Source organism: Paenibacillus sp. EZ-K15 (assembly GCF_002573715.1).
GTDB lineage: Bacteria > Bacillota > Bacilli > Paenibacillales > Paenibacillaceae > Paenibacillus_AQ.
Genome location: NZ_PDHM01000018.1, coordinates 279,461 through 301,265, shown reverse-complemented (window position 1 = coordinate 301,265; position 21,805 = coordinate 279,461). Strand labels below are relative to the sequence as shown.

At 49.9% G+C, this 21,805-nt stretch carries 19 protein-coding genes; 10 read left to right on the top strand and 9 right to left on the bottom strand.

What is annotated here, in order from left to right:
* Window positions 1-374 precede the first annotated feature (374 nt).
* The 5 genes from CRG97_RS21670 to CRG97_RS21650 all read left to right on the top strand — a co-directional run bounded on the left by CRG97_RS21670 (window position 375) and on the right by CRG97_RS21650 (window position 5,797).
* Window positions 375-1,328, top strand: coding sequence for an ABC transporter permease (locus tag CRG97_RS21670; RefSeq protein WP_076325075.1), 954 nt, complete (start codon window positions 375-377; stop codon window positions 1,326-1,328).
* Window positions 1,318-2,265: an iron chelate uptake ABC transporter family permease subunit gene (locus CRG97_RS21665; RefSeq protein WP_098747217.1), complete on the top strand. Its 948-nt coding sequence runs from the start codon at window positions 1,318-1,320 to the stop codon at window positions 2,263-2,265. Before CRG97_RS21670 ends, CRG97_RS21665 begins: the two co-directional genes overlap by 11 nt.
* The gene (locus tag CRG97_RS21660; RefSeq protein ID WP_076325073.1) at window positions 2,262-3,020 is read left to right on the top strand and encodes an iron ABC transporter ATP-binding protein; all 759 of its coding nucleotides are present in this window, start codon (window positions 2,262-2,264) and stop codon (window positions 3,018-3,020) included. Before CRG97_RS21665 ends, CRG97_RS21660 begins: the two co-directional genes overlap by 4 nt.
* Before the next feature lie 201 nt (window positions 3,021-3,221).
* Complete coding sequence (locus tag CRG97_RS21655) at window positions 3,222-4,193, top strand: siderophore ABC transporter substrate-binding protein (protein ID WP_098747215.1); 972 nt, start codon at window positions 3,222-3,224, stop codon at window positions 4,191-4,193.
* 179 nt (window positions 4,194-4,372) lie between these two features.
* The gene (locus tag CRG97_RS21650; protein WP_098747213.1) at window positions 4,373-5,797 is read left to right on the top strand and encodes an NAD-dependent succinate-semialdehyde dehydrogenase; all 1,425 of its coding nucleotides are present in this window, start codon (window positions 4,373-4,375) and stop codon (window positions 5,795-5,797) included.
* A 145-nt stretch (window positions 5,798-5,942) separates the two neighbouring features.
* Here CRG97_RS21650 and CRG97_RS21645 read toward each other — a convergent pair whose 3' ends face one another.
* The 5 genes from CRG97_RS21645 to CRG97_RS21625 all read right to left on the bottom strand — a co-directional run bounded on the left by CRG97_RS21645 (window position 5,943) and on the right by CRG97_RS21625 (window position 10,405).
* Window positions 5,943-6,905: a Gfo/Idh/MocA family protein gene (locus tag CRG97_RS21645; protein WP_098747211.1), complete on the bottom strand. Its 963-nt coding sequence runs from the start codon at window positions 6,903-6,905 to the stop codon at window positions 5,943-5,945.
* 223 nt (window positions 6,906-7,128) lie between these two features.
* The gene (locus CRG97_RS21640; RefSeq protein WP_202618979.1) at window positions 7,129-7,281 is read right to left on the bottom strand and encodes a hypothetical protein; all 153 of its coding nucleotides are present in this window, start codon (window positions 7,279-7,281) and stop codon (window positions 7,129-7,131) included.
* A gap of 19 nt (window positions 7,282-7,300) precedes the next feature.
* Window positions 7,301-8,137, bottom strand: coding sequence for a carbohydrate ABC transporter permease (locus CRG97_RS21635; protein WP_098747210.1), 837 nt, complete (start codon window positions 8,135-8,137; stop codon window positions 7,301-7,303).
* A gap of 16 nt (window positions 8,138-8,153) precedes the next feature.
* Window positions 8,154-9,095 (bottom strand): carbohydrate ABC transporter permease, encoded by a 942-nt coding sequence (locus CRG97_RS21630; RefSeq protein ID WP_098747209.1) that lies wholly within the window; start codon window positions 9,093-9,095, stop codon window positions 8,154-8,156.
* Between the two features lie 47 nt (window positions 9,096-9,142).
* Window positions 9,143-10,405: an ABC transporter substrate-binding protein gene (locus CRG97_RS21625; protein WP_098747208.1), complete on the bottom strand. Its 1,263-nt coding sequence runs from the start codon at window positions 10,403-10,405 to the stop codon at window positions 9,143-9,145.
* Between the two features lie 428 nt (window positions 10,406-10,833).
* Here CRG97_RS21625 and CRG97_RS21620 point away from each other — a divergent pair, with 428 nt between their 5' ends.
* The 4 genes from CRG97_RS21620 (at window position 10,834) to CRG97_RS21605 (ending at window position 16,642) form a co-directional block, all read left to right on the top strand.
* Window positions 10,834-12,036: an ROK family transcriptional regulator gene (locus CRG97_RS21620; protein WP_237566536.1), complete on the top strand. Its 1,203-nt coding sequence runs from the start codon at window positions 10,834-10,836 to the stop codon at window positions 12,034-12,036.
* A 69-nt stretch (window positions 12,037-12,105) separates the two neighbouring features.
* Entirely contained in the window at window positions 12,106-13,596 is a 1,491-nt protein-coding gene (glpK, locus tag CRG97_RS21615) for a glycerol kinase GlpK (protein ID WP_098747201.1), read from the top strand.
* Window positions 13,597-13,785: 189 nt separating this feature from the next.
* The gene (locus CRG97_RS21610; RefSeq protein ID WP_098747199.1) at window positions 13,786-15,516 is read left to right on the top strand and encodes a glycerol-3-phosphate dehydrogenase/oxidase; all 1,731 of its coding nucleotides are present in this window, start codon (window positions 13,786-13,788) and stop codon (window positions 15,514-15,516) included.
* A 133-nt stretch (window positions 15,517-15,649) separates the two neighbouring features.
* Window positions 15,650-16,642, top strand: coding sequence for an aldose 1-epimerase (locus CRG97_RS21605; protein WP_098747197.1), 993 nt, complete (start codon window positions 15,650-15,652; stop codon window positions 16,640-16,642).
* A 104-nt stretch (window positions 16,643-16,746) separates the two neighbouring features.
* On the opposite strand, the gene CRG97_RS21600 is transcribed toward CRG97_RS21605, so the two are convergent.
* Window positions 16,747-17,445, bottom strand: a complete 699-nt coding sequence (locus CRG97_RS21600; protein ID WP_098747438.1) for a YwaF family protein — start codon at window positions 17,443-17,445, stop codon at window positions 16,747-16,749.
* A gap of 322 nt (window positions 17,446-17,767) precedes the next feature.
* Between CRG97_RS21600 and CRG97_RS21595 the strand changes: the two genes are divergently transcribed.
* Window positions 17,768-18,661 (top strand): hypothetical protein, encoded by an 894-nt coding sequence (locus CRG97_RS21595; protein ID WP_237566524.1) that lies wholly within the window; start codon window positions 17,768-17,770, stop codon window positions 18,659-18,661.
* An 85-nt stretch (window positions 18,662-18,746) separates the two neighbouring features.
* On the opposite strand, the gene CRG97_RS21590 is transcribed toward CRG97_RS21595, so the two are convergent.
* From CRG97_RS21590 to CRG97_RS21580, 3 genes are all read right to left on the bottom strand, one after another.
* On the bottom strand, window positions 18,747-19,091 hold the full coding sequence (locus CRG97_RS21590) for a LytTR family transcriptional regulator DNA-binding domain-containing protein (RefSeq protein ID WP_009590070.1): 345 nt from the start codon (window positions 19,089-19,091) through the stop codon (window positions 18,747-18,749).
* Between the two features lie 132 nt (window positions 19,092-19,223).
* Window positions 19,224-20,408 (bottom strand): peptidyl-prolyl cis-trans isomerase, encoded by a 1,185-nt coding sequence (locus tag CRG97_RS21585; protein WP_098747194.1) that lies wholly within the window; start codon window positions 20,406-20,408, stop codon window positions 19,224-19,226.
* 134 nt (window positions 20,409-20,542) lie between these two features.
* Window positions 20,543-21,613 (bottom strand): permease, encoded by a 1,071-nt coding sequence (locus CRG97_RS21580; RefSeq protein WP_098747192.1) that lies wholly within the window; start codon window positions 21,611-21,613, stop codon window positions 20,543-20,545.
* Window positions 21,614-21,805 lie beyond the last annotated feature (192 nt).

Below are 21,805 nucleotides of genomic sequence, written 5' to 3'. Positions count from 1 at the left end.
GTATATTAATATAACTTAGAGTAATTGTCAACGACTTTTGATTAAATATAAATTCCCTTATCTATTTAATATGAATTGAATCCGTCTGGCTTTTAGAGAAGCTTCATTATATGGAGGTTTAAACGAAAGGAGTGCTTCCTACCTGAGGATATTAGCTATGTCTTCTCGAAACTTCATATTATGAACAATTCATGAACAAAATATACAAGTATGAACAATTTAATTGATTTTGATTCTCAATTACACTTGTCGAGCCAGAATGAGGATGATATAATGCATATCAGAGCGCGATTGATAATCAATCTCAATGAGAATGGTGTTGGAAATTGCGAGATCCCGGATATTTTAGAGACATACGCATAGAAGGAAGAGCCATGAAGATTAGATACTTATTTGCAGCCGTTGTGGTACTCTCGATAATCTCATTATTTATTGGAGTTAAAGATATCTCGCCACTGCAACTGTTCTCGATGACAGAACAACAACAGCATATTATGCTTGTAAGCCGGATTCCTAGGCTTGTCAGTCTTATATTGGCGGGTGTCAGCATGAGTATCTGCGGATTGATCATGCAGCAGCTCAGCCGCAATAAGTTCGTATCGCCGACCACGGCAGGTACGATGGACTCTGCCAGACTGGGGATTTTGGTAGCCATGCTTGTCTTCACGACAAGCGGTCCGCTTATCAAAATGCTGGTGGCATTTGTATTCGCTCTGGCAGGAACCTTTATCTTCATGAAGATACTGGATCGGATTAAGTTCAAGGATGCGATCTTCATCCCGCTCGTAGGGCTGATGTTTGGTAATATCGTCAGTTCGATAGCCACCTTCTTTGCATACAAATATGATCTTATTCAGAATATGTCCGCATGGCTTCAGGGTGATTTTTCCATGATCATGAAGGGCCAGTATGAAATGCTCTATATTAGTATCCCGCTTTTGATTCTGGCGTATCTGTTTGCCAACAAGTTTACGGTGGCCGGAATGGGAGAGGAGTTTGCAACCAACCTGGGTCTTCACTACCGGAGAGTTGTGAATCTGGGATTGGTCATCGTGGCGCTGGTTACGGCATCTGTCGTGCTGACGGTCGGCGTGATTCCGTTTCTTGGTCTGATCATACCTAATATTGTCAGTTTGTACTTAGGAGACCACTTGAAAAAAAGCCTTTCGCATACCGCGCTGCTGGGGGCCGGGTTCGTATTGTTCTGTGACATCCTGGGCCGGATCATTATTTATCCCTATGAAATTCCGATTAGTCTAACCGTGGGCGTACTCGGAAGCGGTATATTCATTTTCTTACTGATGAGGAGAAAGGCTTATGACTTATAAAGCCAAACTCGGCCTGTTGGCCGCAGCGGCAATCATCCTGGTGGCAGTCTTTCTGTTCATTGATCTTGGCGGCAATTGGGATTACGCGCTTCCAAGAAGAATCAAGAAGGTGCTTGCCATCATTCTGACCGGCGGAGCGATTGCTCTGTCTACCACGGTGTTTCAAACGGTCACGAATAACCGGATACTGACGCCAAGCGTTATGGGATTAGATTCCTTATATGTACTGATCCAGACTACCGTTATCTTCGTCTTCGGATCCTTCACGCTGTACAAACTGGGCAGCAACGTTAACTTTCTGATCAACGTCGGCGGGATGATCCTATTTGCCGGAGTCTTATATAAGATTCTGTTCAAAAGGGAAGGAAACAACATTTACTTCCTGCTGCTGATCGGCATGATTTTTGGAACCCTGTTCTCCAGCATGTCTTCCTTTATGGAAGTGTTGATTGACCCGAACGAGTTCCAGTTTGTGGCCGACAAAATGTTTGCCAGCTTTAACAATGTAAAGACCGAGCTTCTGGTCCTTTCCGTCATTGTCGTTGTGCTGACCTTGCTGTACTTTGCCCGATTTGCCAAGTATCTGAACGTGCTGGCACTTGGCCGTGAGCAAGCGATCAATCTCGGCGTGAATTATGATTATGTTGTGAAGCGGCTTCTGATTGTGGTTGCCGTTCTGATCTCGGTGGCTACCGCTTTGGTAGGACCGATCACATTCCTCGGGCTCCTGGTTGTCAATGTTGCGTACGAAGTTATGAAGACATACAGGCATTCGTATTTAATTGCAGCATCCATACTGATTAGCATTATTGCACTGGTCGGCGGTCAATTGGTTGTAGAGCGGGTGTTTACGTTCTCTACAACGCTCAGCGTCATTATCAACTTCATCGGCGGTGTCTACTTCATATACCTGCTACTAAAGGAGAGTAAAGCATGATCCAGGTTACGAACGTATCGAAAGTCTATGGCGGCAAAAAAGTCGTTGATAACGTGTCGGTTACGATCCCGAAAGGTCAAATCACTTCCTTTATCGGCCCGAATGGTGCCGGCAAGAGTACCTTGCTGTCCATGATTAGCAGATTAACAGGCAAAGACAGCGGACAAATTACGGTGGACGGTAAAGAGGTCAGCCAATGGAAGAGCGGCGATCTGGCGAAGAAGGTTTCGATCCTGAAACAATCCAACCATATCAGCCTCCGTCTGACGGTGCGTGAGCTTGTATCCTTCGGTCGTTTTCCTTACTCTCAGGGCAGATTGAACGCAGAAGATGAGAAATACGTAGATGAGGCAATCTCTTATATGGAGCTTGGGGATATGCAGCATAAATATCTTCATCAGCTCAGCGGCGGTCAGACCCAGCGTGCCTACATTGCGATGGTTATCGCCCAGAATACAGAGTATATCCTGCTGGATGAGCCTCTAAACAATCTGGACATGAAACACTCCGTACAGATTATGAAGATTCTCAGAAAGCTTGTCGCTGATCTGAACAAGACGATTGTAATCGTGATTCATGACATCAACTTCGCTTCCTTTTATTCGGATTACATCGTGGCATTGAAGGATGGAGCCATTGAAAGCGAAGGGAAGACCGAGAACATCATTCAGAGCAATGTGCTTCGCGGAATCTATGACATGGACATTGAGATCGAAGAGATTAATGACAATCGGGTATGTGTCTACTACGGCTAGGCGACATGGTAGTAGAGAGTAGAGGATAAGGATTCTGGGGGAACAGAAGCACGGAATCCTTAATCATATGCAAGGACAGGGCTGCCTTGGATACAGGACGGCATAGTTTAATCTGTGCGCAACAAATTACATATTCAACCATAAGTTCAAATATATGTTGGATTATTAAAGCTTTTAAATATAAAAATGGGGTGTAAAACAATGAAAAAATGGTTGGCTTTATTTATGGTAGCAATGTTCATGCTTGTACTCGCTGCTTGTGGTCAAGACGATAAAACAAGCGGCACGGGTGGAGGAGATGCAGCTGGAGATACACCGGCTGCAACCGAAGAAATCACGATCACCCATCAACTGGGCGATACACTTGTTAAGAAGAATCCTTCCCGCGTCGTTGTTTTCGATTTTGGTATTCTGGACTCTGTCGATAAACTGGGCGTTGAGGTTCTGGGCGTACCGCAAGCGAATGTCCCGGCCTACCTGTCCAAATTCGAAGACAAGAAATATGAGAATGTGGGCAGCTTGAAAGAGCCTGACTTCGAGAAAATCAACAGCATTAAACCGGATCTGATCATCATTTCCGGCAGACAGCAAGATGCGTATGATGAACTCAGCAAAATTGCTCCAACCATCTTCCTGGGTGTGGATACAAGCAAATACATGGAATCCTTTAAAGCGAACATGAACACGCTGGGTCAAATCTTTGGTAAAGAAGCAGAAGTTGAAAAAGAGCTTGCTACAATTGACGAGAACATCAAAGCTTTGAATGAGAAAGCTACAGCAACTGGCAAGAAGGCATTGATCATCCTGGCTAACGAAGGCAAAATCAGTGCATACGGACCAGGTTCCCGCTTTGGTATTCTGCACGACGTGTTTGGTTTTGGAGCTGTAGATCCTAACATTGAAGTCAGCACACATGGTAAAGACATTTCGAATGAGTACATCGTTGAGATGAACCCGGATTATCTCTTTGTTGTCGATCGTGGTGCAGCGGTTGCCACAGGCGAAGGGGATTCAGGCGCTAAAGCGGTCGTTGAGAACGAACTTGTGAATACAACGAACGCAGCGAAAGAGGGTAACATCGTTTACTTGAATCCGGATTTCTGGTATCTTTCCGGCGGCGGCCTGACGTCCGTATCCGAAATGATCACGGAAGTAGACGCAGCGATTAAATAAGTTAGCGAAGCCGTTATGAATATAGGAAACACTGGAGCTTTTCACTTGAGCTCCGGTGTTTTATTTTTTTGCATTAGGGTAAGTGGGTAACGGATAATAAGAAGGACGAATCGTGACCTTAGAAGAAGATGATCAACAGTCACTTGCAGCCATGAAGAGATGATGAGGAGGTCTTTACTATGTTTCGAAATCAAATCTATATCGCTGGACAATGGATTCAGACCGAAGAACAGATAGATGTATATAATCCGGCGGATGGCAAGGTGATAGGTACCGTGTCCAAGGCTGGCAAGAAGGAAGCCGCCCTGGCCGTCGATGCGGCAGCCGATGCTTTTCCGGCGTGGTCCCGAAGGACGGCGAATGAGCGAGGGGAATTGCTGCGCCGCTGGCATCAGCTCATAGCGGAGCATACGGATGAATTGGCGCGGATTATGACCACAGAGCAGGGGAAACCGCTGAAGGAAGCAGCAGGCGAGATACAATATGCTAACAGCTTTGTGTCCTGGTATGCGGAGGAAGGCAAACGAATCTACGGCGAGACGATACCCGGATCATCCAGCCGCCAACGCATCATTGTAACGAAGCAGCCCGTTGGCGTCGTAGCAGCGATTACGCCGTGGAACTTTCCTGCATCCATGATTACTCGTAAGGTGGCGCCCGCTCTAGCCGCCGGATGCACGGTGGTGATCAAGCCATCCGGTGAGACGCCATTCACGGCCATCAAGCTGGTAGAGCTTGCCGATCAGGCTGGTATTCCTGCAGGGGTCATTAACATCGTAACTGGATCTTCAAGCGATATTTCCGGCGTGTGGCAGGCGGACAGCCGTGTAAGAAAGCTGTCTTTTACAGGATCAACCGAGGTGGGGAAACAGCTGATGGCCGGAGCTGCCGCTAACGTCAAGAAAATATCGCTGGAGCTTGGCGGTCATGCGCCGTTTATTGTGACGGATCAGGCTGACCTGAGCCAAGCGGCTGCCGGATTAATCTCCTCTAAATTCCGCAATGGGGGACAAACCTGCGTGTGTGCCAACCGGGTATATGTTCAGGAAGGCATTGCGAAGGCGTTTGCCGCGAAGTTTGCTGAGCTTGTCAAGCAACTGAAGGTAGGAAATGGACTGGAGCACGGCGTCGATATTGGTCCTTTGATCAACCGGGACGCTGTGGATAAAGTCGTAAGACAGATCAAGGACGCGGAAGAGAAGGGCGGCGTCATACTGGCGGGAGGTCAGGCATTATCTGAGCTGGGTCGCAATTATATTGAGCCGACGGTCATCATGAACGCAACTGATGACATGGAGTGCATGAACGAGGAAACCTTCGGCCCCCTTGCCCCGATTACCACTTTCCGGACGATAGACGAAGCGGTGCAGCGTGCCAATAACAGTCCCTATGGATTAGCAGCCTATGTATTTACGCAGAATCTAGGCGAAGCGGTCAACATTGCGGAATCGCTGGATTACGGGATTGTGGGCGTGAATGATCCCGTACCTTCGACGGCGCAAGCCCCGTTCGGCGGATTCAAAGAGAGTGGACTGGGCCGGGAAGGCGGGCACTACGGAATGGATGAGTTCCTGGAGGTGAAGTACATTTCGCTTGGCTTATAAGAGCGGGGCGGAAATGTATCTTTGCACACGATAACGCGAAACGGGTAGATTGACGAGCATATATTATCTTACTGCGCTACTCCATGCCAATTCAAAATTAAGGGGCATGCTCAAGGTTTTCAGACCATGAGCATGCCCCATTTTATTATGCTTGTAGGATGACGGGTTTGCCAGTTTCCGCAGATTCATTGGCCGCGAGCGTCACTTCCAGCGTCTTGAAGCCGTCTTCATAAGATGCCAGCACAAGGCTTGGGTCGTTGTTACGAATGGCGTCGATCAAGGCATTGGTAAGGTTTTTGTAGAAGTCCGTTTTGCTCCGATACACGATCTCTTTCTCCTTCTCTACAATGGAGAGCGTGGTTCCGTCCAGAACGACGCGGAAGCCGCGGCCCATGATCTCGATTCCGCTGCGGTGATCGAACTGGATAAATCCAGTTTGCATATGGCCAACGGCTCCGGAATCCAACACGAATTGGATGGCGCCCACATCCGGAATGTCGAGGTCCGGGATGTCGTCTACCAGCAGCAACTTCATATCGGCATACAGGCGGGTGATATCGCCGCACAGGTAGCGAACCAAGTCCATGGTGTGCGTGGATTGCTCAACCAGCTGTCCGCCGGATAACGCCTTCTTGCGCCACCAAGGAGTTGGTACAGGTGTTGTAATGTAGTGGGCGCGAACCATGCCGATTTTTTTGTCCTTGAGAAAGTCTTTGGCAATCGCAACCGTGTCCAGGTACCGTAGACAGTAGCCGGAAGCTGCAATGATTCCGCTTTCAGCAATGACCTTGGCTTTGTGGCGGACGGACTGGGCGTCCAGTCCCAGCGGCTTTTCCACCATGAGGTGAATGCCCTTCGCGGCTGCCTGTTCTTCGATATCACCATGGCAAAATGGTGGAATGCACACATACAGCACATCCAGCTGCTCTTGCTCCAGCATCGTGCTGCCGTCCGTATAGTAAGCTGTGCCGTACAGTTCGGCCTGCTGCTGCGCTAACGTTTCATTGGTATCGCATATTGCAGCCAGCTGAACGTGTTCGTTCCCGTGAAGGTTTTTGATATGGACGGCGCCCATGCCTCCCGCTCCTAGCACGCCTGCTTTAATCATAGGTTGCCTCACTCCTGATCGTATAAGATGTTGGTTACATATTCCGGTAACTCGATTACTCACACGTGATTATAGCCCTGCTATCCATATTATTCAAGCATTCATTTGAACCTAGATTGACGGATGCGCAATGAAAAAAGCACAGAAGACCTCCTCAAATACCACGACGCCTTCTGTGCCGCTGCTTCGAATGAAGCATAGGCCTGTACGCCATGTCTGTCCGCTAACTCTGCTGCGCTTCCTCCACCCGGATATCCGCAATGCCGGCAAGTTTAACGCCCGGCATCGAAGCATAGGCGGCACCATGGGTTCTTCCCATGGTGCCTGCTCCAATAACTAACCCCTGTAACATTTCCGTCCACTTCTTTTTCTGCATGGTTCTTGCTTTCCGAGTTCTATCCCTTAATCCCGTTCATGGCAATGCCTTCAATGAAGTAACGCTGAAGGAAGATAAACAGGATGATGATGGGAAGGGTAGCCATTAGGGCGCCTGCCATCAGCAGCGGGTAATCGGTGGAATGCTGTCCCTGGAAGCTGGAAATCCCGATCGAAAGCACGCGCATCTCCTCGGAGCTTGTCATGATGAGCGGCCACAGCAGATCGTTCCATGAGGCTAAGATGGTGAAGATCGCCAGCGAGACGAGTGCTGCTTTGGATAACGGTAAGTAGATATTCCAATAGATCCGGAAATAACTGCAGCCGTCGATTTTGGCGGCTTCCTCCAGGTCCTTCGGCAGCGTCATGAAGAACTGTCTTAACAAGAACGTGCCGAAGGCGCTGAATATGCCGGGGATGATGAGCACGTAAAACGTGTCGAGCCAGTTGAACTCGCGCATGATGACAAAGCTCGGAATCATAACGACCTGGGATGGGACCATCAATACGGCCAGGAGCGCGAGAAAAATGGCGTTCTTGAAAGGGAATCTCAAGCTGGCAAATGCATAGGCTGCAAGGGAGCACAGAATGAGTTGTCCAGCCGTTCGTCCGACCGTCACGATAACGGTGTTCAAGTAATAGGTACCGAAGTCGATGGTTTGGATGACCCGCAGGTAGTTGTCCGGGTGCCATTCCACAGGGAGCCATTTGGGCGGAACGGACATGGAGTCCGCAAAGGACTTGAAGGATGTCGATATCATCCACAGAAACGGCATAATCATGAGCAGCGCCCCGACAACTAACAGGATGTGGACCGCTAGACGGCTTGCTTTTCCCGTATTGGTTGAAGTATTCACCTCTACACACCTCCTGTTATTGGTAGTGGACCCAGCGCTTCTGAATATACATCTGGACCATGGTGATGATCAGAATAACGATAAACAGAATGAAGGCCTGCGCTGAAGCGTAACCCATGTTGAAGTATTTGAAGCCATCTTCCCAGATGCTGTATACAACCGTTCGGGTGGATTCCAGCATCGTGGTCTGTTGATCCATCATGATGAAGATCAGGTCAAACACCTGGAACGAATTGATGAAGGACATGACTAAGACAAAGAACAAGCTTGGCGTGAGCAGAGGCAGTGTAATCCGGAAAAACTTATACAGCGTCCCCGCTCCGTCAAGCGAAGCCGCTTCATAATAGCTGCCGGAGATGCCCTGCAGACCAGACAGGAGAATGACGGCATTGTATCCGATGCTGCTCCAGACACTGACAAGCACGATGGAGAACAAGGCGAATCGCTCATCGAACAGCCAGTTGGGCTGCGGCAGGTTCATGACGCCCAGCACATGGTTGATCAATCCGAATTCGGAGTTGTATAACCATTTCCATACCATGCCAACCGCGATCGGCATGGTGATTACGGGAATGAAATAAAGGGTGCGATAGAAGACCATGCCTTTGATCTTCTGGTTCAAGAGCACGGCCAGCACCGTTGCGAGTGCAACGGATAATGGCACCGTACCGACGGTATACAGCATCGTATTGAGCAAGGAACCGGTGAATTTGTCGTCCTTCATCAAATTTGCGAAGTTATCGAATCCGATGAATTGAGGTGAAGTTAGTCCATCCCACGACGTAAACGACAGGAACAGAGATGCTGCGGAAGGTGCCATATAGAACAGACCGAGGCCCAGCACAACAGGAAGAATGAAGATATACCCCCAGACAGCTTCGTGTACGGCAAGTTTCCCAGCCTTTCGCTTGGTTGTCGTTTTAGGAGGTTCTGTGGTCACGGTGATGGGAGAGCTCACAGGCTGCACCGTCCTTTCTTAATTTCCGTATTGGGCGTGGCCGCTCGTCATTTCGTTTCTGTCGCAAGGATCGCATTCATCTGTTCGCCGGCATTTTTCAGTGCTTCTTCAAACGATTTCTTTCCGAGGAAAGCCGCCTGAATTTCCTTCACTTCAGCGTCCTGCCACTCTGCGGTTTTCTGGGATACGGGATAAGGTACGGCGAACTCCAGGCTGTCCACGAACACTTGCAGATCAAGAGATGGAATGGACTTCAGCCAGCCGCCCTCCGTGCCTTTGTATGCAGGCATCGAGAATCCTGATTCGGCGAGTAATTCCTGACCTTCCTTGCCTGAAAGAATCTGAATCAGTTCCCAGGATTCTTGCTCGACCTTCGTCTTGCCGTTGATGGCCCAGCTGAGTCCATGAACGATCGATGCCTTTTCCTTGCCGGCAGGAAGTTCAGCGACACCGAGTTTGTCGCCGAGAAGCTTGTACAACTCGGGGGAGTTAACCGAAATCCCCGGGAACATGGCGGCCTTGCCGGAGCCGAACAATTGGCGGGACTTTGTTTCAAGCTGCTGCTGGGCGCTTGGGGAATAACCCTTTTCAATCAAGCTCTGCTCCCACTGGAAGGCCGATAGCGCTTCGGGTGTATCGAACCCGGATGATTTCTTATCGTCCGAGATGACGTATCCGCCCGCTTGAGCAATGAAGTTGTAATATCCGATTTGGCTGTCGATCGGCGCGATGAAGCCGTAAATGCCGTTCGATTTATCCGTCAGCTTGGCTGCGTTCTCCTCGACGGTTTGCCAGGTCCAGCTCTTGTCGGGATATGGCAGACCTGCTTGGTCAAACAATTCTTTATTGTAAAAAAGTCCGACGGAATCCTGGAAGTAAGGGAGTCCGTGAAGTTTACCCTGATAGGTGTACATATTGACGAGCGCTTCGGTATAAACCGAGGTGTCCAGACCGCTTTGCTCAATTAGGGGAGACAGGTCTTTGATCAGACCGGAGGAGGCATAGGAATGAAAGTTAGGACCGTTCATCCAGTAGACGTCAGGACCGCTGTTACCGGCAAGGCTGGTTTTCAGCTTGGTCCAATAATCGGCCCATGGGGTGTAAGTCACTTTCACTTCAACATTCGGGTGCTTCTCATTGAAAATTTTAATGGACTTGTCCAGCGTATCCCGCACATTTTCGTCCCATAGAGCGACACTGATGACTTTCTTGCCGTTATCTCCTCCAGAGGCATTGCCGCCTCCGCAAGCAGATAGTAACGCGGTGAACACGAATAATACCGAAATCAGGACAGACATTCTTTTTTTCATCAGATAACCCTCCTTGAATTCACATGATTTTTGATCAAGCGTGGTTGGTCATACGGCTTGTTCGAAGTGAATCGGTCCCCCTTAAGCGCCCCCTTTATGTGGTATAAAAAGCGATAGTTATTCCATAAGTCGAAAAAAGATAACATCGATATGCTATCTTTCTTGACAGAACAACCAGCTTCTATTGCGAAAGATTATATAATTACCTCGATTATTTTTCAAGACAGCGATTTCAAATCCATTTAAATTCTTTTTTTCACAATATGAGAGAATCAGCATGAGATCTAACATTGCATCTTATTTCGAGTAATGGAATAAGTTTTTATTCAGTTCTGGAACATGTTATAGTGATTCTATCCTCATTTTTCCGATACAGAAAGTCGCACTATGCGAAGAAACGATAGAGAGGTTGAGCTTGCTTGAACAATATGAAAAAAGGTGACCATAAGCTGATTCAGGCATTAAACCGGTCCATGGTGCTGAACAAGATCCGCACGGAGGGACCCATATCCAGAATCGATCTGGCCAAAAAAAACAGGCTGAGTCCCTCCACGGTTGCCTCAGCCGTACAAGAGCTCATCAAGGAAGGCTACGTTTCCGAGATTGGAACGGGCTCCTCCAGCGGGGGAAGAAAGCCCATTCTGCTTAAATTCAATCCGGATAATCATTATCTGTTCGCTGTAGCAATAACGAATTCGGTCATGATGCTGGCCCGGTTGAATCTGGAGGCGAAGGTGCTCCAGAAGGAAACGCATCCTCTAGCCGGGCTACAAGGAGAAGCCGTTATCGAGTGGCTGCTGAGCCTGATGGACGATTTCATGACAGGCCAAGAAGACTTAGAGCGGTGTGTCGGGATTTCCGTTACCGTGCCGGGCATTGTGAGTGATAGTCAGGGCATGGTGCACTATAACACGAAACTTCGCATGACCGATGTTCCGTTGAAACGGATTATTGAAGAGCGCTATGGACTTCGCACCTGGGTGGAGAACGATATGAATTCCGTTGTACTGGCTGAACGCCGATTTGGCGATTACGCATTTGGGAACCTGATTTATATCTCCATTGGCGACGGGCTTGGTTCCGGTATTTTGATTAACGATCATCTCCTAAGGGGCAAGCATGGCGGTGCCGGCGAATTCGGTCATACGAGCGTAAACCGTAGCGGCATCCGCTGCGAATGCGGCAATGTAGGCTGCCTCGACAGTTACATCAGCTGGATGGCCGTGTATTCGCGAATTATAACGGCAATCGCAACGGGGAGACCGACGCTAATCCAGGAGTTGAGCGGTGGAGATTACAGTAAAATTGTTCCGTCCGTATTCAAGGAAGCTCTTCGCAGAGGGGACAAGCTGGCGAGGGATCTGAATGAGGAAGTGGCGGAGCTTCTGGGAGCAGCCATCGTCAATCTGGTCAATATGTTTAATCCCGAAGCGCTAATCCTGGGCGGGGAAATGGCGCATGGAAATCCGAATTTGTTGGAAATGGTCCGCAGCTATATAGACCGGCATGCGCTGCCGATTCTGAAGGAGGACATGGTATTCGGTTTGGCCTCCCTTGGCGAGGAAGACAAGCTAATGGGTGCGGCCTCAGTCCTGCTGCAGGACTTGCTAGGTTTCTCCCTTACGGAATAATGGATTTGACAACGTTTCCACCTGCACGTTATCTTTGGTTAAATGCATATGCGGAAGGGGAGAAGTTGATTGGAGCAGTACATTCTGGCGCTTGACCAAGGAACAACAAGCTCGCGCGCGATCCTGTTCAACAAGGAAGGAGAAACCGTACACTCGGCTCACAAGGAGTTTCCGCAGTATTTTCCCAAGCCGGGCTGGGTGGAGCAGAATGCCAATGAAATATGGGGCTCCATTCTTGCGGTCATAGCGACCTGCTTATCCGAATCGGGCGTGAAGGCGGATCAGATTGCCGGAATCGGAATTACGAATCAGCGGGAAACGGCCGTGGTATGGGATCGGAATAGTGGCGAACCGATATACCACGCCATTGTCTGGCAATCCCGCCAGACGGCGGGTATCTGCGAGGAGCTGATTGCCGCCGGACATGACGGGATGGTTCGGGAGAAGACCGGACTATTGATTGATCCTTATTTCTCGGGAACGAAGATCAAATGGATCCTCGATCATGTAGACGGTGCCCGTGAACGGGCCGAGCGCGGAGACATAATATTCGGGACCATTGATACCTGGCTGATCTGGAAGCTGTCCGGAGGCCAGGCGCATGTGACCGATTATTCCAACGCATCGCGTACGATGCTTTATAACATTCATGAATTGAAATGGGATGAGGAACTCCTGCAGCTCCTGGATATCCCCGTGGCCATGCTGCCCGAAGTCAGACCTTCTTCCGAGGTATATTCCAATACCGTTTCCTATCATTTCTTCGGACGCGAGGTACCGATTGCCGGAGCGGCCGGCGATCAGCAGGCGGCGCTGTTTGGCCAGACCTGCTTCTCGGAAGGCATGGTGAAGACAACCTACGGAACCGGCAGCTTTATGCTGATGAATACCGGCGACAAGCCGGTAAAATCCGAGCATGGGCTGATCACCACGATCGCCTGGGGACTGGATGGCCGCGTACAGTATGCGCTCGAGGGCAGTGTGTTCGTGGCCGGCTCGGCGATCCAGTGGCTGCGCGACGGGCTGCGGATGTTCCGCGAAGCGAAGGACAGCGAGCCTTATGCGCGCCGGGTCAACTCGACGGAGGGCGTGTACGTGGTGCCGGCTTTTGTCGGACTTGGCAGCCCATACTGGAACAGCGATGTCCGAGGGGCGGTCTTCGGCCTGACACGAGGCACGTCGAAAGAGCATTTCATCCGTGCAACCCTGGAGTCGCTTGCGTATCAAACACGGGATGTCCTATCCGTGATGGAAGAAGATTCCGGCTATAGCATCTCATCGCTGCGGGTGGATGGAGGGGCAGTATCCAACACATTTCTTATGGAATTCCAAAGCGACATCTTGAATGTTCCGGTGGAACAGCCCAACATTACGGAGACAACGGCACTCGGTGCCGCCTACCTGGCGGGGCTCGCTGTCGGCTTCTGGAAGGATCAGGAGGAAATCTGCAGCAAATGGAGCATGGGGCAAAGCTTCAAGCCAACCATGGAGGAAGACGTAAGGGAGCAATTATACAGCGGCTGGAAAAAAGCCGTTTATGCGGCAATGGCTTTTCATTAGCATTTTCTATGGTATAATAATCAATAAGTGAATATATGTCTGGAGACTTGGAGAGACCACTAGGCGCGGAATACCTCATGATATGGGGTTTGTTACTGCGCGTTTCGTGGTCTCTTTTTTGCTGTCTTTTTTCATTGGAAGGGTAACGATAGATAAAAACAGGGTAAATCATACTGGGAGGGATTCATTGTGAAGCAGGCACAGTCGTTTTCAAGTTTGTACCGCAGGCATCGATTTCAAGAAATTGCAGAGGGAACCTTTGATCTGATCGTTATCGGCGGCGGTATAACCGGTGCGGGGATTGCGCTGGATGCGGTCACGCGCGGGATGTCGGTTTTGTTGGTCGAGATGCAGGATTTTGCCGCAGGAACGAGCAGCCGTTCGACCAAGCTGGTGCATGGCGGACTGCGGTACTTGAAGCAGTTTGAAGTCGGCATGGTGGCCGAAGTCGGCAAAGAACGGGCTGTTGTGTATGAGAATGGGCCGCATGTTACCACGCCGGAGTGGATGCTCCTGCCGATACACCGGGGGGGCACCTTTGGGAGGTTCAGCACCTCCATCGGGCTGATGGTGTATGATTTCTTGGCCGGCGTAAAGCGGGGGGAACGGCGTTCCATGCTGTCTGCATCCGAGACGCTGAAGCGGGAGCCGCTTCTGAAGCAGGAGGGCCTTAAGGGCGGCGGTTATTATGTGGAATACCGGACGGACGATGCCAGGCTGACGCTGGAGGTCATGAAGGAGGCAGCCGCCAGAGGGGCGGTTCTGTTCAATTACGCGAAGGCCGAATCATTGAATTATGATGCGAATGGACGAATCACCGGTATCACCGTGCGGGATATGCTGGGTGGTGAGACCGAGTCCGTATCCGGAACCAAAATCGTAAATGCGACAGGGCCCTGGGTGGATCAGGTGCGCGAAATAGATAAGTCCAAGAAGGGGAAAATGCTTCAGCTGACCAAAGGGGTTCATCTGGTCATCGATCAATCCAAGTTCCCGCTGCGTCAGGCGGTGTACTTCGATACACCTGACGGCCGAATGGTGTTTGCTATTCCTCGTGACGGGAAGACCTATGTGGGAACAACCGATACGGTCTACAAGGCTGATCCCGTACGTCCCTTGATCACGGTGGAGGACCGGGATTATATATTGAAAGCCATTCATTACATGTTCCCTGGCGTGAAGCTAAGCCCGGCAGACGTTGAATCGGGATGGGCGGGAGTCCGGCCCCTGATTCTGGAGGAAGGCAAAAGCCCGTCCGAAATTTCACGCAAGGATGAAATTTGGGAGTCCCCGTCCGGCCTGATTACCATTGCCGGAGGGAAGCTGACCGGCTATCGTAAAATGGCCGGCACCGTCGTCGACCTGGTTGCGAAACGGATCCAAGAGAGCGGCGGGAAAGCGTATGGTGCCTGCGTAACGAAGAATCTGCCGATTTCCGGCGGTCAGGTTGGCGGATCTGCCCAATTCCCTGATTTTGTCCGCAAGCAGGCGGAGATCGGCGCAGCGCAAGGAATTGACCGTAAGCTCGCCGAGCAGTGGGCGCGAACGTACGGCTCCAACGTGTCGGAATTGTTCTGCTTGGCCAAGGAGGGCTCCGAACAGGCGGAAGCAGCGGCGCTTCCGGTATCGGTGCTGGTTCCGCTGATGTATGCGATTCAGCATGAGATGGCAGCGAAGCCGGCCGACTTTTTTATCCGTCGCACAGGTTCCCTGTTATTTCATATCGATTGGACAAGAAAATGGAAGTTGCCTGTGATCGATTATATGGCTACCGTACTGGGTTGGAGCGAGCAGCAGACGCTCGAATACACGAAGGAACTGGAGGAGGAGCTGGTCTCGGCCACACAGCCGGCAGCAAGCGAACAATCGGCCCCGGCTCCAATTCTGCAAAACTCTTCTAAAACGAAACTTTCGTCTTAACCGGTATATAATTTTAAACAAACGGAGTGAGGGGGGCGAATGACTCGGATGACTATCCCTCCTCAAATATAGAAGTTAAGGGCATTGGTATGATAATCTATATACGTTCACACTTGAGAGGAGAGATGACCCGATGAACCACCAAGCGTATGAAGGATCATATCACGGAGAGCGCGCGGTTTGGCTCCAGCACGGCCCTTACGAAGCGGCGATATTGCCCGAAATCGGAGGCAATCTCATCGCTTTTAGGGATAACGAAAGCGGTTACCGGTTCCTCCGCGAACCGGAAGCAGGCGAGATGGAAGCATTCAAATCCAATCCGGGCGTTCACGGCATTCCTGTTCTCTTTCCGCCTAACCGTTATGAGGACGGCCGGTTTCCATGGAATGGACAAACCTATCAGTTCCCAATCAATGAAGAAGAGACGGGCAACCACCTCCATGGCTTTTTACATACGATTCCCTGGAGTGTGGAGGAGTATGGCAGCAGCGAGGCTGAAAGCTACGTGGTGGTTTCGGTCACCATTGATGAGAATCATCCCGTATATGCCATGCTTCCGCACCGGTTCACCTTCCGGCTTCGCTATACACTGAATCAGGATGGATTGGCCCAGCATGTGTTTATCCGTAATCAGGGTACCGGCAGCATGCCGTGCCTGCTAGCCTTCCACACGGCGATCAACGCTCCGTTTGCACCTGAGAGCATGGCGGATAACTGCGTCGTGAGAATTACCATGGGCCAGCGGTGGGAAATGAGTGAGCGGATGCTGCCGACTGGCAAATTCCAGACTCTGACGCCAGAAGAAGAACTGCTTCGGACAAGCGGCGTTAATCCTTATTTCGATTCGATGGACAACCATTACACGGCCGTTCCGCAAAACGGCAGAAACCGCATGGAACTGACGGATACCAAGCTTGGTAAAACGTTCGTTTATGATGTCGGCAATTCGTATAAGCAGTGGATGGTATGGAACAACAAGGCATCCCGGAAGTTCTTCTGTCCCGAACCACAGATCAACCTGGTGAATGCGCCGAACGTGGACTTGCCCGCTGACGATATCGGCCTGTTCGGTTTGGCTCCGGGCGAAATTTGGGAAGCAACCTCCAGGCTGTATCTTAAGGATTAAGGATCTAAACTAGGCTTTTCCCCGAAAAAAAGCGTATGGATTGCGGCACCCGAATACACAGGGCGTTTACAATCCATACGCTTTATATTTATAGGACTCTTTCTTCAACTGTCAGCCGAAGAAAAAGTCGTTGGTTCCTGTTTAGGGCGGCGACTGCGTTTCAGGCGATCCGGAATGACAAAAAAGGCGATATACGTAAGGATAAACAGCGCGAGTGCGATGAGCTCCTCAACGAGGATGTATACGGGATGCGGTCCCAGCAGGTCCAGCAGCGAAGCGGTGTCCGGCTTGCGCATCAGGAACATATAGTTCGAGCCGACAGCGAGGTTGACCAGACCGACAACGACTGCGGATACGTTCAGGAAGACCATCGTCAAGGCAATGGATTTCCAGGTTGGACGGTATCCGCGGACCCATGTCATGTACAATGCCGTCAATATGATCGCGATATGGACGACGAAGAAATGAAAGAACCGGAAGTGTGGGAAAGGGTAACCCAGATTGGGGGTTAATATAGCTTGTAAGGCCCCTCCGATTCCGGCAAAGTAAACCAACGGATATAGACGGCGTTCATCCGTAAGCAGGATGGCGATGGAGAGAAACAGGGTCAAGCTGCACAATTCCAATGGAAGCGAAGTGGCAGGGTCCCATATTCCCGTTGACGCATACCAGATATGAAGGGAGGCTTCGGGTAACGAAAGTGCAGCAAGCAGCCCCCACCTCACGGTCTTTTGCAAAGAAGGCTTGGAGGCGATTGTAGTCCTGAACAGGTACAATAGCGAGCCAAGGGCGATAAATACCATAATGGCTATCCAATGTTCAATGGAGAAAGCAGTAAAAACTTCCGGATATCTCGGATCAAAATAGGGACCGATGCGCAATCATCCTCTCTATGTTCATAAGCTTTAGATTTGATATTACCATAATATGGGGCGCGTTGGGGGTAGGATCATACCATTGCATCCCTATCGATCATCGGGTACAACCAGACCAGAATACATTACATTTAAGTAGGTAAGCAAGGTGAAAATCATACCGTTATAGATTATGACGAGGGAAGAGAGGTGTATTGATTGTGAGTAAACGACAGGGAACCAACGTTATGCATTTCTCCTGCTTAGCTTAGTGCTGATCTTCAGCTTAAGCGGGCTTGTTCATCCCGGAGAGGTCGAAGCAGCCAGCTCGAAGTACAAAAAGTTTTTCGATATCAGCAAAAAGGGCGCTCCCATTCCTGGTTACTCCGGGACCAAGGAGTGGATTCCGCAAGGACTGGCTCTCGTTCCGAGCAAGAACTGGATTATTATCTCGCATTATTGGGGCAAAAAGGACAGCAATCAAGCCAGCAGCATCTCGATTACAAGCAGCAAAACCAGCAAACGTATCAAAACACTCTATTTGTATGAGAGCGGCAGCAAAAAGCATACCGGGCATGTCGGAGGGCTTGCGGTTAGCAAAAAACATCTGTGGGTAGCATCCGGCAAAAAAGTGTACAAAATTCCGCTGAGTACAATTAGCAGCAAGAAAGATTACAGCAATATTGTCATGACTCCATATGCGCTCGGCCATAAAGCATCCTATGCCACGTATTCAGACGGCATTCTATGGATTGGCGAATATATGGATGGTGAGGATCAAGGAGGCAAACAGTGTGCGCCGGGACCTAAGGGCAAACTGCGAGGTTATCCATTGACGTCCAGCGACGGTTTCCCGTCGAATCGGAAGGCGACCTATACATGGAGTACACCTGACCGTATACAAGGGGCGGTCGTGACGAAATCACGCGTTGTGTACAGCCAATCCTGCGGTCGCAACAATGCAAGCAAATTGCTCATATATACTCGTGGAACATCGGGAAAGGCTGCAGCTACGCCGCTGACGATGCCTCCGATGTCCGAGAATATTGCGATGCGGGGTAATGATCTGTACGTTCTGTTTGAATCCGGTGCCCGGAAGTACAGAAACGGTGCAATGCCGCTGAAGCATCTGTACATCGTCAATGCTAAAAAACTGAAGCTTTAACCCTGCAAACCAAAAGATCCCGCTTCCGGTTAACGGATACGGGATCTTCTGTGTTTGACGCCTGATTCTGAAGAGAGCGCTGCTCTCAAACAGGCTGTTTTACTTCAGCGACAAGGCGCTTGAGTGACTCTTGCTTCCATCTCGGAATCCGAAGATGTTTAGCAGAAGGTGCCTTCTCCCCAAAGTAAACGATGCCTTGTTCTACCGTCGTGATTTTGTCTACATTGACGTAGCAGTTTCCGCCGACATGATAGAACTGTTTACCGGAGAGCAGGGATGCGATTTTTTCGGCAGTCATTCTCTTTTTAATATTATAGTTTCTGCCGTGAAAGCTGACCAAACCGTGCGATCCGGTTTTAAAGAACAGAATGTCTGTCTCCACCACGAAGTCCTCATACATGTTGCGGGATTCCGATACGTGCTTCATCATTCTGCTTCCCCCTTTTCCAAGATCAACATTTGATAACGCTTACATTCTAACATGTTTTCCCTGGGGTTTAAAGAACTTTTTATTTCGCATAAAAAAAGCCCCTACCGCAAGGGTAGGGGCTTGGACTAACGTTTAAGGTGCAGCAGGTGCTTCTGGTGTTTCCGCTGCAGGATCTGCTGGCGTTTCAGCCGGAGTTTCTTCCAGCGTATTGGTGATGGTTGCTTTATCCTTCAGCTCTTGAATATAGGCTGTGGATTCGGAGTAAACCTTCTGGTTCTCAAGCTGACTGCGAATTTCTTCTTTCTTATCTTCCAGGGTAGGGTTCGTTGCTGCTTTACGATCGGTAACCTTGATGATGTGGTAACCGAAGGAACTCTTCACCGGGTCGCTGATTTCACCCTTCTTCAATTTGAACGCTGCTTCTTCAAATGCAGGGTCCATCTGGCCGCGTCCGAAGAAGTCCAGGTCGCCGCCGGTTTCCTTCGTAGCATCTTGGTTCTTCTCTTTTGCAATCGCTGCAAAGTCGGCGCCTTCCTTCAATTGCTTCACGATGGCTTCAGCTTCTTCCTTGGTTTCAACCAGGATGTGGGAAGCGCGAACTTGCTCAGGAGTAGCGAAGCTTTCTTTGTTTTGGTCGTAGATTTCTTTAACTTCTTCATCGGTTACTTTGATTTTGTCGGCCATCAGTTTTTTGAGCTCGACCTGGGTTTTGGTTTGCTCCTTCAGGTCGTCGAGCGTCATGCCGGATTGCTGCAGAGCCGAATTGAATTGATCCTCGGACGGGAAACTTCCCTTCAAGGCATCCACTTCTTTATTTACGTCAGCATCGGTCACCGTAATGGATTTCTTCTTCAGCTCCTGCTGAATCAATTCCTCTGTGATCATGGAATTGAGTGTTTGTTTACCGCCTGCGCTGACAAGCTCGTTGTACAGATTATCCTTGGTAATGTTAACGTCATTGACTTTAGCTATAGCTTCATTGCCGGATCCCTTGGCAAACGGAGGGACAATCAGGACGACGATTAACGCTGCCGCCAATACCAGCGAAGCGATCATCCAACCTTTGCTTCCGTTGCCGCCGCCTCCTGCAGGAGACTGTTCATCGTAAAGCGGTTGATCCCCTGCTGGATGCATGAGCGAAGGCTGTTCGTTCTCATCCTTGTGAAGCTCGATCGACTCAGGATAGGTTGAATCTATTCTTTCTTCTTCATTAGACAAGCTGCCCGGATCTTGTTGGTTATTCTCTTTCTCTTGGGCTTGTCCTAGTTCATCCTCGGGTTGCCCCGGATGGTGTGGCTGCAAATCGTTATCTTTCATTTAATGATTGACTCCCTTCGACTGCATGTAATAATGAGTTGGTTCATTCTTTAATCACTTTACCAGATAAGCCAAGGGTTTACCTTAAGAAAAAATAAAAATTGAAAAGATAATCGAAAAAGTTGGAGTTGGGCCTACAGGATCAGCATTCCCGCTATACCGCATATAATTCCAAGCAGGACCACGGCAGCAACAACAAACCACATGACGTTCCTCGGGAATGAGCGTCTCACCATGAGAAGGGACGGAAGACTGATGGCCGGCAGCGTCAGAAGCAGCGCTGCGGCCGGGCCCGCTCCGAGGCCCGCGGCCATAAAGGCCTGAATGATCGGGATTTCCGCTGCGGTTGGAATGACAAACAGCATTCCCATCACGGAGAAGAAAATGACGGCCAGCAGCGTGTTTCCAGCAGCAGCTCCCAAATGAGGGAACATCCACACTTGCAGGGCGCCAAGGAGAAGCACAGCGATAAAATAAGCCGGAACCACCCGAATAATCATATGACCGATGCTGGCGAACCAGCGTTTCCACAGTGGACGTTCATCGAGTTGTTCAGTGCTCTCTGGCGCGTCAATCTCTACTGGATTCGCCTCTTTGGCAAAGCGGTTAGCCAAGTAGCTGACGCCAAAGGTCAGAATGATGCCGAAGATCAAACGCAGCGCGGTGAATTTCCATGACAAAACAAACGTCATAAACACGAGTGTCGCCGGATTGATGGTCGGGTTACCGATCCAGAACGCGAGGGCGGAGCCTACGGACACCTTTTTCTTACGCAGACCGATCGCGATTGGTGCTGCGCAGCAGGAGCACATCATGCCCGGAATGGAGGCGATTCCTCCAATCGCCGTGCTGCCGAAGGTGGTTTTGCCAAGTACGCGGAGCAGCCACTGGGAGGGCAGCAGTGACTGGATCAAGGTCCCGAGCAGGATTCCGAGCACCGCCGCTTTCCAAACTGCTTTAAAATACATAACCGCATATTCCCAGGCTGCTTGCCAAGAAGGCGCGGCATTGCCCGGGTCCATGCCTAATATGGAGGAGCCAATGCTGTGCTCCATAATAGCTTTGAGCGCTTTATCGTAATAAGGCCACCATTTTACGTAGGTTAGCCCTGTTGCAGCAATGATGATGAAGATGGTGATGAACCAGATGGTTCTTCTGCGATCCGAATGATCAAAGGCCATTCTACCGTCGCTTGAGTGATTCATGATCTATACTCCCCCGATGCGTTGTGAAATGATTTACATATCCAATCAATTAGTATATCACATTGTGGACAGAACGAAGAAAGATATTCCCGGTAATTGCAAGAAATAGGAAGACCATTAGACTTGGAGCAGCCGATTTCTTATAATATAGATATTGTGTGTGATCACAAGTGTTGGTAAACGGACAAATAT